At 68.4% G+C, this 14,148-nt stretch carries 11 protein-coding genes; 6 read left to right on the plus strand and 5 right to left on the minus strand.

All coding sequences use genetic code 11. From position 1 onward, the window contains the following. Positions 1–20 precede the first annotated feature (20 nt). The 5 genes from QFZ74_RS15680 to rpmH are packed head-to-tail and all read right to left on the minus strand — an operon-like array spanning position 21 to position 2,719. Positions 21–533 (minus strand): R3H domain-containing nucleic acid-binding protein, encoded by a 513-nt coding sequence (locus QFZ74_RS15680; RefSeq protein ID WP_307621424.1) that lies wholly within the window; start codon positions 531–533, stop codon positions 21–23. Between the two features lie 15 nt (positions 534–548). Next, positions 549–1,823, minus strand: coding sequence for a membrane protein insertase YidC (gene yidC / locus QFZ74_RS15685; RefSeq protein WP_307621425.1), 1,275 nt, complete (start codon positions 1,821–1,823; stop codon positions 549–551). 3 nt (positions 1,824–1,826) lie between these two features. Next, entirely contained in the window at positions 1,827–2,192 is a 366-nt protein-coding gene (gene yidD / locus QFZ74_RS15690) for a membrane protein insertion efficiency factor YidD (RefSeq protein WP_307621426.1), read from the minus strand. Then, positions 2,189–2,560: a ribonuclease P protein component gene (gene rnpA, locus QFZ74_RS15695; RefSeq protein ID WP_307621427.1), complete on the minus strand. Its 372-nt coding sequence runs from the start codon at positions 2,558–2,560 to the stop codon at positions 2,189–2,191. The genes yidD and rnpA overlap by 4 nt, the downstream gene beginning before the upstream one ends. Positions 2,561–2,581: 21 nt before the next feature. Next, positions 2,582–2,719 carry a 50S ribosomal protein L34 gene (rpmH, locus tag QFZ74_RS15700; protein WP_030059672.1) on the minus strand — a complete coding sequence of 46 codons (138 nt, stop codon included), beginning with the start codon at positions 2,717–2,719 and terminating at the stop codon, positions 2,582–2,584. 374 nt (positions 2,720–3,093) lie between these two features. On the opposite strand from rpmH, the gene dnaA reads away from it, so the two are divergent. The 6 genes from dnaA to gyrA all read left to right on the plus strand — a co-directional run bounded on the left by dnaA (position 3,094) and on the right by gyrA (position 14,135). Then, positions 3,094–5,028 (plus strand): chromosomal replication initiator protein DnaA, encoded by a 1,935-nt coding sequence (gene dnaA / locus QFZ74_RS15705; protein WP_307621428.1) that lies wholly within the window; start codon positions 3,094–3,096, stop codon positions 5,026–5,028. Between the two features lie 1,026 nt (positions 5,029–6,054). Further along, on the plus strand, positions 6,055–7,185 hold the full coding sequence (dnaN, locus tag QFZ74_RS15710; RefSeq protein ID WP_307621429.1) for a DNA polymerase III subunit beta: 1,131 nt from the start codon (positions 6,055–6,057) through the stop codon (positions 7,183–7,185). Positions 7,186–7,430: 245 nt separating this feature from the next. Beyond that, a complete protein-coding gene (gene recF / locus QFZ74_RS15715; protein ID WP_307621430.1) occupies positions 7,431–8,552 on the plus strand; it encodes a DNA replication/repair protein RecF in 1,122 nt (373 codons plus the stop codon). Then, the gene (locus QFZ74_RS15720; RefSeq protein ID WP_307621431.1) at positions 8,549–9,082 is read left to right on the plus strand and encodes a DUF721 domain-containing protein; all 534 of its coding nucleotides are present in this window, start codon (positions 8,549–8,551) and stop codon (positions 9,080–9,082) included. The genes recF and QFZ74_RS15720 overlap by 4 nt, the downstream gene beginning before the upstream one ends. Before the next feature lie 349 nt (positions 9,083–9,431). Further along, a complete protein-coding gene (gyrB, locus tag QFZ74_RS15725) occupies positions 9,432–11,495 on the plus strand; it encodes a DNA topoisomerase (ATP-hydrolyzing) subunit B (protein ID WP_307621432.1) in 2,064 nt (687 codons plus the stop codon). Between the two features lie 42 nt (positions 11,496–11,537). Further along, on the plus strand, positions 11,538–14,135 hold the full coding sequence (gene gyrA / locus QFZ74_RS15730) for a DNA gyrase subunit A (RefSeq protein ID WP_307621433.1): 2,598 nt from the start codon (positions 11,538–11,540) through the stop codon (positions 14,133–14,135). Positions 14,136–14,148: the final 13 nt, after the last annotated feature.

Genomic DNA, 14,148 nt, shown 5'->3' on the forward strand with positions numbered 1-14,148 from the left:
CCGGTAGATGTTGAGGCCGATCAGGCAGGCAGCACGACGACGAACCGCTGCGGCTCCTCGCCCTCCGACTCGCTGCGCAGCCCCGCGGCCTTGACCGCGTCGTGCACGACCTTGCGCTCGAACGGGGACATCGGCTTGAGCTTGACCGACTCGCCGGTGCTGCGGACCTCGTCGGCGGCCTTGGTGCCCAGCTCCGAGAGCTCGGCGCGCTTCTGGGCCCGGTAGCCCGCGATGTCCAGCATCAGGCGGCTGCGGTCCCCGGTCTCCCGGTGCACGGCCAGACGCGTGAGTTCCTGGAGCGCCTCCAGCACCTCGCCGTCCCGGCCGACCAGCTTCTGCAGGTCGCGGCTGCCCGCGTCGCTGATGATCGACACGGCGGCGCGGTCGGCCTCGACATCCATGTCGATGTCGCCGTCGAGGTCGGCGATGTCCAGCAGACCCTCGAGGTAGTCCGCCGCGATCTCACCCTCCTGCTCCAGGCGGGTGAGGGTGTCTGCACCCTCGGCAGCGGCGGAGGTGGTGCCTTCCGTCACGGGATGGGCTCCTTCTTACTTCTTGGACGGGGACTTCGGGCGCTGCGAGCCGCCCTTGCGCTGCCCGGACTGGGCCTTGCTGCGGGCACCGGCACCGGGCTTGGAAGCGGCCTTGGCGTCCTGCGGCTTGTCGGACTTCTCCAGCGACGGAGCCTCCGTGGACGACGCCTCGGCCTCATCCGCCGCCTTCGAGGCGGTGGACTGCCGCTGGGACTTCGTCTGGCGCTTGGGCTGCTGACGCTTGGGAGCGGCGGCCGTCACCGTGCCGTCTTCGGTCTGCGCCTCCGCGGCGACCTGCGCCTCGGCCTTCACCACAGCGCCGTCGGCCTGGGCCGCGAGGCCCGCCTTCGTCAGGCTGTTGATGAACTTGCGCTCGTTGTCGTTGCGGTCACGCCCCTTGGCGACGATCGCCTTGACGATGGCCTTCTGGCTGCGCCGGCGGATCTTGCCGTGCTGCGTGACGTGCTTGGTCAGGCGCTCCAGGTAGGCGCCCTGAGCCTTGGAACCCGGGGTCGGGTTGTTGTGGATGACGTACATCTGCTGGCCCATGGTCCACACGTTGGTGGTCAGCCAGTAGACGAGGACACCGACCGGGAAGTTGATACCGAAGACGGCGAACATGATCGGGAAGACGTACATCAGCATCTTCTGCTGCTGCATGAACGGCGTCTTCACCGTGGTGTCGACGTTCTTCGTCATCAGCTGGCGCTGCGTGTAGAACTGCGACGCCGACATCAGGATGATCATGACCGCGGTGACGATCCGGACGGCCGTCAGCGAAGCGCCGAGCGCCTCGACCGACGCGGCGCTCGACGTGAATTTCGCCGCGAGCGGAGCACCGAAGATGTGAGCCTTCTGCGCGCTCGCCAGCAGTGACTGGTCGATGACACCGATCGTCTTGTTCGACGCGATGCCGTTGAGCACGTGATACAGGGCGAAGAAGAACGGGGACTGCGCCAGGATGGGAAGGCACGAGGAGAGCGGGTTGGTACCCGACTCCTTGTACAGCTTCATCATCTCTTCGGACTGACGCTGCTTGTCGTTCTTGTAGCGCTCCTGGATCTTCTTCATCTCGGGCTGGAGCGTCTGCATGGCCCGGGTCGCCTTGATCTGCTTCACGAAGAGCGGGATCAGGCAGATGCGGATCAGGATCACCAGGGACACGATGGACAAGCCCCAGGCCCATCCCGTGTCAGGGCCGAAGATCTGCCCGTACACCGAGTGGAACTGGACGATGATCCAGGAAACAGGTGTCGTGATGAAGCTGAAGAAGCTGGCAATCGTGTCCACTAATCATGCTCCTTGGGCATGGGACGAGTTCTCTGCGGCCGGGCTCGAAGGAAGCTCGGAGTGAGGCTTCCTCTCAGTGGCCGGTTCGGCGGCGGAGGGCCCGCCCGTGCGAGCGCGCCAAGCGCTTCGCAGCATTTCGTGCCATCGAGGGCGCTTGCGGGGCGGAACATGGTCCACACCGCCCAGCGACCACGGATTGCACCGCAGAATGCGCCAGGCCGTGAGTGCTGTTCCCTTGATGGCACCGTGCCGGTCGATGGCCGTGTAGCCGTAGTGGGAGCACGACGGGTAGTACTTGCACACCGGCCCGAGCAGTGGACTGATCGTCCACTGGTACAGCTTGATCAGAGCCAGTAGCGGGTACTTCATCGCGCGCCCCCTCCCAGTAGCCGTTGCAAGGCGGCGTCCAGGTCTTGGGCCAGCTGTGCGTAGTCGGCGTCACCCGCACCGGGCAGCGCTCGTACGACTACCAGGCTACCGGGGGCAAAAAGGGCGACTCGGTCACGCATCAGATGGCGAAGTCTGCGCTTCACTGCGTTGCGCACGACCGCACCACCCACTGCTTTGCTCACGACGAAACCCGCATGCGTCGGGGGAGCGCTCTCCCCAGGCGCATGCGGGTCCGTTGAACCGCTACGTAGGTGGACGACGAGGAGCGGGCGACCAGCCCGGCGACCTCGTCGTACCGCGGTCGCGAATTCCTCGCGCCGCCTCAGCCGGTTTTCGGTGGGCAGCACGACGTCATGACCTGATCGGAATCAGGCGGACAGGCTCGCGCGACCCTTGCCACGGCGGGCGGCGAGGATCGCGCGACCGGCACGGGTCCGCATACGCAGCCGGAAGCCGTGGGTCTTGGCGCGACGACGGTTGTTCGGCTGGAAGGTGCGCTTGCTCACTCGGGGGCTCCAGAAAGTATCGGTAGTTGGCGGGGTGCCGTCCTGGCTGTCACCGTGCGCCCACGAGTAGCTCGCGTCACGCCCGTGTGCACCGCTTCCCGATCACCTTCAGCGATCTGTGCCCATCGGAGGCAGGCGGCAGCAGCCATCGACAACTCGACCTGGTTACGGTACGCGGGGCTACGCCATCCGGTCAAACCAGCTGCCCTTGGGGGACACTATCCACAGGCTGGGGACAACAACTTGAACCCTACCCGTCGCGCTGACTACCTTGGCTGAACCCCAATTCGTTCCCTTGTCCCCGCACCACCCGATTTACATCCCGACTTTCCCGCGAATCACACGTTCGTGGGACCTGTGAGAGAGCGTGCCCTGTGGCTGACGTACCTGCCGATCTTGCCGCAGTGTGGCCGCGAGTACTGGAGCAGCTCCTGGGCGAGGGGCGCGACCAGGGGGTCGAGGCGAAGGACGAGCACTGGATCCGGCGCTGCCAGCCGCTCGCGCTGGTCGCGGACACCGCCCTGCTCGCCGTACCGAACGAATTCGCGAAGAACGTGCTGGAGGGCCGGCTCGCCCCGGTCGTCAGCGAGACCCTGAGCCGTGAGTGCGGCCGTCCGATCCGGATCGCGATCACCGTGGACGAGTCCGCGGGCGCCCCGGCGGCCCCCGCCACTCCGGCCCCGCCCGCACCGGCGCCCTCGCACGGGCGGCCGGGCCCCGCGTCCCCGCAGTCGCGTTACGACGAGGACCGTCCCTCCGGACCCTACGAGGGCTACGGCCGCCACCGCGGTGAGCAGCCGTCGGGCGAACCGGCCGGCCGCGGCGACCAGCTCCCGACCGCGCGTCCCGCGTACCCCTCCGAGTACCAGCGCCCCGAGCCGGGCTCCTGGCCGCGGCCGGCGCAGGACGAGTACAGCTGGCAGCAGCCGCGGCTCGGCTTCCCCGAGCGCGACCCGTACGCCTCACCGTCGTCGAAGGACTCCTACGGATCGTCCGCGCGCGACTCGCGCGACTCCTACGGTGCGTCGCAGGACTCGTACGCCGCGCAGCAGGACTACCGCCCGCAGTCCATGGAGCGCCCGCCGTACGAGCAGCAGCGCGGCGAGTACGGGACGAGACGCGGCGACTACGACCAGCAGGGCCCCGCCCGTCGCGAGCTGCCCGACTCCTCGGCCGGCTCCGGCCAGGGCCACCGCGGCGGACCGGAGCGGCCGGCGTCCGGCGCTCCCGGTCCGCTGGCCGCGAAGCCCGCGCCGGCGACCGGCCCGGGTGAGCCGACCGCACGGCTGAACCCCAAGTACCTCTTCGACACGTTCGTCATCGGCGCCTCGAACCGGTTCGCGCACGCGGCCGCGGTCGCCGTCGCCGAGGCGCCCGCGAAGGCCTACAACCCCCTCTTCATCTATGGGGAATCAGGCCTCGGCAAGACCCACCTGCTGCACGCCATCGGGCACTACGCGCGCAGCCTCTACCCGGGCACGCGTGTGCGGTACGTGAGCTCGGAGGAGTTCACCAACGAGTTCATCAACTCGATCCGCGACGGCAAGGGCGACAGCTTCCGCAAGCGGTACCGCGAGATGGACATCCTGCTCGTCGACGACATCCAGTTCCTGGCGGACAAGGAGTCGACGCAGGAGGAGTTCTTCCACACCTTCAACACGCTCCACAACGCCAACAAGCAGATCGTGCTCTCCAGCGACCGGCCGCCCAAGCAGCTGGTCACGCTGGAGGACCGGCTGCGTAACCGGTTCGAGTGGGGTCTGATCACCGATGTCCAGCCGCCCGAGCTGGAGACGCGCATCGCGATCCTCCGCAAGAAGGCGGTTCAGGAGCAGCTCAACGCCCCGCCGGAGGTGCTGGAGTTCATCGCCTCCCGGATCTCGCGCAACATCCGCGAGCTGGAGGGCGCGCTGATCCGTGTGACGGCCTTCGCGTCGCTCAACCGGCAGCCGGTGGACCTGGGGCTGACGGAGATCGTCCTCAAGGACCTGATCCCGGGCGGTGAGGACGCGGCGCCGGAGATTACCGCGACGGCCATCATGGCGGCGACGGCGGACTACTTCGGGCTGACCGTCGAGGACCTGTGCGGTACCTCGCGCGGCCGCGCCCTGGTGACGGCCCGCCAGATCGCCATGTACCTGTGCCGTGAGCTCACCGACCTCTCGCTGCCGAAGATCGGCGCGCAGTTCGGCGGCCGCGACCACACGACCGTCATGCACGCCGACCGCAAGATCCGCGCGCTGATGGCCGAGCGGCGCTCGATCTACAACCAGGTGACCGAGCTGACGAACCGCATCAAGAACGGCTGACGACCGCCGCTGTACGGCGCGAAGGGCGCCTCCGGGAGCGAGATCCCGGAGGCGCCCTTCGCCGTGTGCACCCGCGCCACAGTCGGCCGACGGCCCGCTTGTCCCACGACCAACCGACCCCTCAGCCGCCGTCCACGGCGGTTCAGCGACCTCGACAACCCCCGCGACGGTGCCCGCGACACCTCTGCGACGCCCTTGGGCGACTCTTCGACGCCCCTCGACCGCCGTTCCGTACCCGCTCCACCGACCTGCACCCACCCCTCGGTGTTCGATTACCTGCCGGGTTACGGTCGCTCTCCACAGATTCGATGACTTTCTTCCGTCCACATCCTGGGGACTGGCAAGTTGTCCAGATCGTGTCCACAGCCAAGCCTGTTGAAAGACCATCAGCCCAGGTCAGCTGGCTGTGGATTCGTGGACGAACGATCTCCACAGGCTGTGGACGAAGAGAGGATCCACAGGCTGTGGGAAAAGTTGTCCACCGGCGACCCACAGGCTGGAGCCGGTTGTCCCCAAGGATCGTCAGCTTCTCCACATGACTGTCCACTGTTCGGCAACGTGCCGCCCCCGATCACCGCGTCGAGTGAAAGCGGTCACACCAAGGTGCCGGATTGGGCTGTGGGAAACGTGAGTAAACCTGGGGACGCAGCTGGGGAGAAGTCAGCCCCGGCTGTGGGCGGGGTGTGCAGAACTTCCTGTTCTCCACAGAGACGCCCGGTTGTCCACCGCCGTCACCCACAGGGCCGGTGGACAAAATCTCCGCGCTGAGCTGGGCAAACGTGGTTATCCACGGTATCCACAGGCCCTACTACTACTCCCGACTAGAGAGAGTGCGGAATTCGCTTTGAAGCGGGGCCTGTGCACAACTTGCCGTCTCGAGCCCGACCGCCCCTCCGAGCGACTTGACCCCGACGGGCACCGACTGTCAGTGCGGTGCGTCAGACTGGTTCCCGGCGTCCTTCCCGTCCCAGAGGGCTGTGACGCCGAGTCGTAGGACTCAGTAGCAACAGCAGGAGGCGGCTTACGGTGAAGATCCGGGTGGAACGCGACGTACTCGCGGAGGCAGTGGCCTGGGCGGCCCGCAGCCTTCCGGCCCGTCCGCCGGCGCCTGTCCTCGCCGGCCTGCTGCTCAAGGCCGAGGACGGCCAGCTGAGCCTCTCCAGCTTCGACTACGAGGTCTCCGCGCGCGTGTCCGTGGACGCCGAGGTCGAGGAGGACGGCACGGTCCTGGTCTCCGGCCGGCTGCTCGCCGACATCTGCCGCGCCCTCCCCAACCGCCCGGTGGAGATTTCCACAGACGGTGTACGGGCGACGGTGGTCTGCGGATCCTCGCGCTTCACACTCCACACCCTGCCTGTGGAGGAGTACCCGTCGCTGCCGCAGATGCCGAACGCGACGGGCACGGTCCCCGGTGAGGTCTTCGCCTCTGCGGCCGCCCAGGTCGCCATCGCCGCCGGCCGCGACGACACGCTGCCCGTCCTCACCGGTGTGCGCATCGAGATCGAGGGCGACACGGTCACCCTGGCCTCCACCGACCGCTACCGCTTCGCGGTCCGCGAGTTCCTGTGGAAGCCGGAGAACCCGGACGCCTCCGCGGTCGCCCTGGTGCCCGCCAAGACGCTCCTGGACACCGCCAAGGCGCTCACGAGCGGCGACAGCGTCACCCTGGCGCTCTCCGGCTCGGGCTCCGGCGAGGGCCTGATCGGTTTCGAGGGCGCCGGGCGGCGGACGACCACCCGCCTCCTCGAGGGCGACCTGCCGAAGTACCGCACGCTGTTCCCGACGGAGTTCAACTCCATCGCCGTGATCGAGACCGCCCCCTTCGTGGAGGCCGTCAAGCGTGTGGCCCTGGTCGCCGAGCGCAACACCCCGGTGCGGCTGAGCTTCGAGCAGGGCGTGCTCATCCTGGAGGCCGGCTCCAGCGACGACGCACAGGCTGTGGAAAGGGTCGACGCCCAGCTCGACGGCGACGACATCTCCATCGCCTTCAACCCGACCTTCCTGCTGGACGGCCTGAGCGCCATCGACTCCCCGGTGGCCCAGCTGTCCTTCACGACGTCCACCAAGCCCGCGCTGCTCAGCGGCAAGCCGGCCGTGGACGCCGAGGCCGACGAGGCGTACAAGTACCTGATCATGCCGGTGCGCCTCAGCGGCTGAGCCCGCTCGCCGACAGAGCCGCAGGTGAGGGCGTGCGCGTGAGCGCGTTTGCCCACAGGTGTGCATAAGCGTCCGGGTTTAGGCTCGGACGCAGGTACGCATGTGCCGCACAGCGACGGCGAGGGCCGGTGGACTGTGGAAGCCGCCATCGGCCTCGCGGCACCCGCGACCGAGAACGACGAGAAGCAGCAGTCCACCGGGTCGCCCAGCGATCCACAACCTCTGGGGGAGGTCGGCGCACGACCATGCACGTCACGCATCTGTCGCTGGCCGACTTCCGCTCGTACGCGCGGGCGGAGGTCCCGCTCGACCCGGGCGTCACCGCCTTCGTCGGCCCCAACGGGCAGGGCAAGACGAACCTGGTCGAGGCCGTCGGCTATCTCGCCACCCTCGGCAGCCACCGCGTCTCCGCGGACGCCCCGCTGGTGCGCATGGGCGCGGACCGCGCGATCGTCCGGGCACAGGTCCGGCAGGGCGAGCGGCAGCAGCTGGTCGAGCTGGAGCTGAACCCGGGCAAGGCGAACCGCGCCCGCGTCAACCGGTCGTCGCAGGTCAAGCCGCGTGACGTGCTCGGGATCGTACGGACCGTCCTCTTCGCGCCCGAGGACCTCGCCCTGATCAAGGGCGATCCCGGGGAGCGGCGGCGCTTCCTCGATGAGCTGATCACCGCCCGCTCGCCGCGCATGGCGGGCGTGCGCTCCGACTACGAGCGCGTGCTGAAGCAGCGCAACACCTTGCTGAAGTCCGCCGCGCTCGCCCGGCGCCACGGCGGCCGCTCGATGGACCTGTCCACGCTCGACGTCTGGGACCAGCACCTCGCGCGCGTGGGCGCGGAGCTGCTCGCCCAGCGACTCGACCTGATCGCCGCGATCCAGCCGCTCGCCGACAAGGCGTACGAGCAGCTGGCGCCCGGTGGCGGTCCGGTCCACCTGGAGTACAAGCCGTCGGCGCCCGGCGACGCTCACACGCGCGACGGGCTCCACGAGCAGCTGATGGCCGCGCTCGCCGAGGCGCGCAAGCAGGAGGTCGAGCGGGGCGTCACCCTGGTCGGCCCGCACCGCGACGACATGGTCCTCCGGCTCGGCCAGCTGCCGGCCAAGGGGTACGCCTCCCACGGCGAGTCCTGGTCGTACGCGCTGGCGCTGCGCCTGGCCTCGTACGACCTGCTGCGCGCCGAGGGCAACGAGCCCGTGCTGATCCTCGACGACGTGTTCGCCGAGCTGGACATCCGGCGCCGGGAGCGGCTCGCCGAGCTGGTCGCGCCCGGCGAGCAGGTCCTGGTGACGGCCGCGGTCGACGACGACGTACCGAATGTGCTGGCCGGAGCCCGGTACGCGGTGTCCGGCGGCACGGTGGAGCGCGCATGAGCACCGGCGAGCCCATGCCCGGCAAGAAGCCCGAGCCGACCGGTGTCGATCTCGCGCGCGTGGCGCTCCGCGCGGCACGGGAGCAGGCCCGCGCGCGGGGTGACGCGGCGCGGCAGAAGAAGCAGGCGCGGCGCGGTGGCCTGCGCTCCGGCGCGCGCGCCGACGGCCGCGATCCGATGGCACTCGGGTCGGCGATCAACCGGCTGATCACCGAGCGGGGCTGGGAGGCCCCGGCCGCGGTGGGCGGCGTGATGGGCCGCTGGCCGGAGATCGTCGGCGAGGACGTGGCCAAGCACTGTGTGCCGGAGAAGTACGACGAGGACGAGCGCGTGCTGATCGTGCGCTGCGACTCCACGGCATGGGCGACCAATCTGCGGCTGCTCGCCCCGACGCTGGTGGCCCGACTCAATGAGGACCTCGGCCACGGCGCGGTGAAGCTGATCAAGGTGTTCGGCCCGGCCGGACCCACCCGCCGGTACGGCCCGCTGCGCGCTCCGGGCAGCATGGGACCGGGCGATACGTACGGGTGACGTACTTCACTCGATGGAATTGGTACGGCGTAGCCGTGCGACCGCACATGGTTGCGAATCCCGACCTGACCCTGGAGTAGCCAGGGTTGACGACCGGAGGCGCTGAGCGGCTCTGTGAGCGTCTTGGAGCCCCCTTCCGTATATCGGGACCCGATCGAGGCCGATTCAGGGCGGCACATGCGGACTCAGGTACCCGCAAACCCCCATCACTGTCGGCGCTACCGGTAGACTGGAAGGCAATCCCGCCCCAATCGTGGGGACCGTCCGGGACAAGCTGAGCAACGCTGATCAGGGCTTACCAACGCAACATGCCGCAGCCGCTCCGGCGACCTGCCGACGAGCCCGGCTCGTGCTGTGCCAGAAAGGGCGCTTCGTGGCCGATTCCGGCAACCCCAACGAGAACATCCCGTCCACCGACGCCGGCGTGAACGGCGAGGCCAGCGCCTCGTACGACGCCAGCGCCATCACCGTGCTCGAGGGCCTGGACGCGGTTCGCAAGCGACCCGGTATGTACATCGGCTCGACCGGCGAGCGCGGCCTGCACCACCTCGTGTACGAGGTCGTCGACAACTCCGTCGACGAGGCGCTGGCGGGGCACGCGGACACGATCGATGTGACGATCCTCGCCGACGGCGGTGTCCGGGTCGTCGACAACGGCCGTGGCATCCCGGTGGGCATCGTCGCATCCGAGGGCAAGCCGGCCCTCGAGGTCGTGCTGACCGTGCTGCACGCGGGCGGCAAGTTCGGCGGCGGCGGCTACGCGGTCTCCGGTGGTCTGCACGGCGTCGGCGTGTCCGTCGTGAATGCCCTGTCGTCGCGTGTCTCCGTCGAGGTCAGGACCGATGGGCACCGCTGGACGCAGGACTACAAGATGGGCGTCCCCACGGCTCCGCTGGCCAAGCACGAGGCCACCGAGGAGACCGGCACCTCGGTCACCTTCTGGGCCGACGGCGACATCTTCGAGACCACCGACTACTCCTTCGAGACGCTCTCGCGGCGCTTCCAGGAGATGGCGTTCCTCAACAAGGGCCTGACCATCAGGCTCACCGACGAGCGCGAGTCGGCGAAGGCCACGGCCGGTGCGGACGAGGCGGGTGCGGACGAGAAGGACGAGGTCAAGTCCGTCACGTACCACTACGAGGGCGGCATCGTCGACTTCGTGAAGTACCTCAACTCCCGCAAGGGAGAGGTGACGCCGTCGACCGTGATCGACATCGAGGCCGAGGACAAGGACAAGCACCTGTCCCTCGAGGTCGCGATGCAGTGGAACAGCGGCTACAGCGAGGGTGTCTACTCCTTCGCCAACATCATCCACACGCACGAGGGCGGTACCCACGAAGAGGGCTTCCGCGCCGCGCTGACATCGCTGATCAACAAGTACGCGCGCGACAAGAAGCTGCTGCGCGACAAGGACGAGAACCTCACGGGCGACGACATCCGCGAGGGTCTGACCGCGATCATCTCGGTCAAGCTCAGCGAGCCCCAGTTCGAGGGCCAGACCAAGACCAAGCTGGGCAACACGGAGGCCAAGACCTTCGTCCAGAAGGCGGTCTACGAGCGCCTGAGCGACTGGCTGGACCGCAACCCGGTCGAGGCCGCGGACGTCGTCCGCAAGGGCATCGCGGCGGCCACCGCGCGCGTGGCGGCCCGCAAGGCCCGCGACCTCACCCGCCGCAAGGGTCTGCTGGAGTCGGCGTCCCTGCCGGGCAAGCTCTCCGACTGCCAGTCGAACGACCCGGCCAAGTGCGAGATCTTCATCGTCGAGGGTGACTCCGCCGGCGGCTCGGCCAAGTCCGGCCGCAACCCGGAGTACCAGGCGATCCTCCCGATCCGCGGCAAGATCCTCAACGTCGAGAAGGCCCGGATCGACAAGATCCTGCAGAACCAGGAGATCCAGGCGCTGATCTCCGCCTTCGGCACCGGTGTGCACGAGGACTTCGACATCGAGAAGCTGCGCTATCACAAGATCATTCTGATGGCGGACGCGGACGTCGACGGCCAGCACATCAACACGCTGCTGCTGACCTTCCTGTTCCGCTTCATGCGGCCCCTGATCGAGGCCGGGCACGTCTACCTGTCGCGTCCCCCCCTGTACAAGATCAAGTGGGGTCGGGACGACTTCGAGTACGCGTACTCCGACCGCGAGCGCGACGCGCTGCTGGAGATGGGCCGTCAGCGCGGCAAGCGCGTCCGCGAGGACTCGATCCAGCGCTTCAAGGGCCTTGGCGAGATGAACGCCGAGGAGCTGCGCGTGACCACCATGGACGTCGACCTCCGGGTCCTCGGCCAGGTGACCCTCGACGACGCCGCCCAGGCCGACGACCTGTTCTCGGTCCTGATGGGCGAGGACGTCGAGGCCCGTCGCCAGTTCATCCAGCGCAACGCCAAGGACGTCCGCTTCCTCGACATCTGAGTCGGTCCCCGCTGACCGCACCAGGAAGGATCTTCACCAGCAATGGCCGACGAGAACATCCCGCCCACGCCCGAGTCCGACGAGGGCGTGACCACGCTGCGCATCGAGCCCGTCGGGCTCGACGCGGAGATGCAGCGCTCGTACCTGGACTACGCGATGTCCGTCATCGTGTCGCGTGCGCTGCCCGACGTCCGTGACGGTCTCAAGCCCGTCCACCGCCGCGTCCTGTACGCCATGTACGACGGCGGCTACCGTCCCGAGCGCGGCTTCTACAAGTGCGCCCGCGTCGTCGGCGACGTGATGGGTAACTACCACCCGCACGGCGACAGCTCCATCTACGACGCCCTGGTCCGCCTCGCCCAGCCGTGGGCGATGCGCATGCCGCTCGTCGACTCCAACGGCAACTTCGGCTCTCCGGGCAACGACCCGGCGGCCGCCATGCGCTACACCGAGTGCAAGCTGGCGCCGCTGTCGATGGAGATGGTCCGTGACATCGACGAGGACACCGTCGATTTCAAGGACAACTACGACGGCCGCTCCAAGGAGCCGACCGTCCTGCCCGCCCGCTTCCCGAACCTGCTGATCAACGGCTCGGCGGGTATCGCGGTCGGCATGGCGACCAACATCCCGCCGCACAACCTGCGCGAGGTCGCGGCCGGCGCCCAGTGGTACCTGGAGAACCCGGAGGCCTCGCACGAGGAACTCCTGGACGCGCTGATCGAGCGCATCAAGGGCCCCGACTTCCCGACCGGCGCCCTCGTCGTCGGCCGCAAGGGCATCGAGGAGGCGTACCGTACGGGCCGCGGCTCCATCACGATGCGCGCGGTCGTCGAGGTCGAGGAGATCCAGAACCGCCAGTGCCTGGTGGTCACGGAGCTGCCGTACCAGGTGAACCCCGACAACCTGGCGCAGAAGATCGCCGACCTGGTCAAGGACGGCAAGATCGGCGGCATCGCCGACGTCCGTGACGAGTCGTCGTCGCGCACGGGCCAGCGCCTGGTCATCGTCCTGAAGCGGGACGCGGTCGCCAAGGTCGTCCTGAACAACCTGTACAAGCACACGGAGCTGCAGACCAACTTCGGCGCCAACATGCTGGCGCTGGTCGACGGCGTCCCGCGCACGCTGTCCCTGGACGCGTTCATCCGCCACTGGGTGACGCACCAGATCGAGGTCATCGTCCGCCGGACCCGTTTCCGGCTGCGCAAGGCCGAGGAGCGCGCCCACATCCTGCGCGGTCTGCTGAAGGCCCTGGACGCCATCGACGAGGTCATCGCGCTGATCCGCGGCAGCCAGACCGTCGACATCGCGCGCGAGGGCCTGATGGGCCTGCTGGAGATCGACGAGATCCAGGCCAACGCGATCCTCGAGATGCAGCTGCGCCGGCTGGCGGCCCTGGAGCGTCAGAAGATCATCCAGGAGCACGACGAGCTCCAGGCGAAGATCACCGAGTACAACGAGATCCTCGCCTCGCCGGTGCGCCAGCGCGGCATCGTCAGCGAGGAGCTGGCCGCGATCGTCGAGAAGTTCGGCGACGACCGCAAGAGCACGCTGGTGCCCTACGACGGCGACATGTCCATGGAGGACCTGATCGCCGAAGAGGACATTGTCGTCACCATCACGCGCGGTGGCTATGTCAAGCGCACCAAGACGGACGACTACCGCTCGCAGAAGCGCGGCGGCAAGGGCGTGCGCGGCACGAAGCTGAAGGAAGACGACATCGTCGACCACTTCTTCGTCTCGACCACGCACCACTGGCTGCTGTTCTTCACCAACAAGGGCCGCGTGTACCGCGCCAAGGCGTACGAGCTCCCCGACGCCGGCCGGGACGCGCGCGGGCAGCACGTCGCGAACCTGCTGGCCTTCCAGCCGGACGAGGCGATCGCCGAGATCCTCGCGATCCGCGACTACGAGGCGGCGCCGTACCTGGTGCTGGCCACCAAGGCCGGTCTGGTCAAGAAGACGCCTCTGAAGGATTACGATTCGCCGCGCTCCGGTGGTGTCATCGCGATCAACCTGCGGGAGACCGCGGAGGGCACCGACGACGAGCTGATCGGCGCCGAGCTGGTGTCGGCCGACGACGACCTGCTGCTGATCAGCAAGAAGGCGCAGTCGATCCGGTTCACCGCGTCGGACGAGACCCTGCGTCCCATGGGCCGCGCGACCTCGGGCGTCAAGGGAATGAGTTTCCGCGAGGGCGACGAACTGCTCTCGATGAATGTGGTCCGACCCGGTACGTTCGTCTTCACTGCCACCGACGGCGGGTACGCGAAGCGGACCCCTGTCGACGAGTACCGCGTCCAGGGCCGTGGCGGCCTCGGCATCAAGGCCGCCAAGATCGTCGAGGACCGTGGGTCGCTCGTCGGCGCGCTGGTGGTCGAGGAGACCGACGAGATCCTCGCCATCACGCTGTCCGGCGGTGTGATTCGTACGCGAGTCAGCGGGGTCAGGGAGACGGGCCGTGACACCATGGGCGTCCAACTGATCAACCTGGGCAAGCGCGATGCCGTGGTCGGCATCGCTCGTAACGCCGAGGCGGGGCGCGAAGCGGAGGAAGTCGACGGTGACGTCGCCGTCGACGAGGCCGCCGACGGCGCCGAGACCATCGGCACGGACGAGGGTGAGGCGCCCTCGGCCGAGTAGCACCGAGGAGTGA

Origin of the sequence: Streptomyces sp. V3I7, from assembly GCF_030817495.1 — a bacterium.
GTDB lineage: Bacteria > Actinomycetota > Actinomycetes > Streptomycetales > Streptomycetaceae > Streptomyces.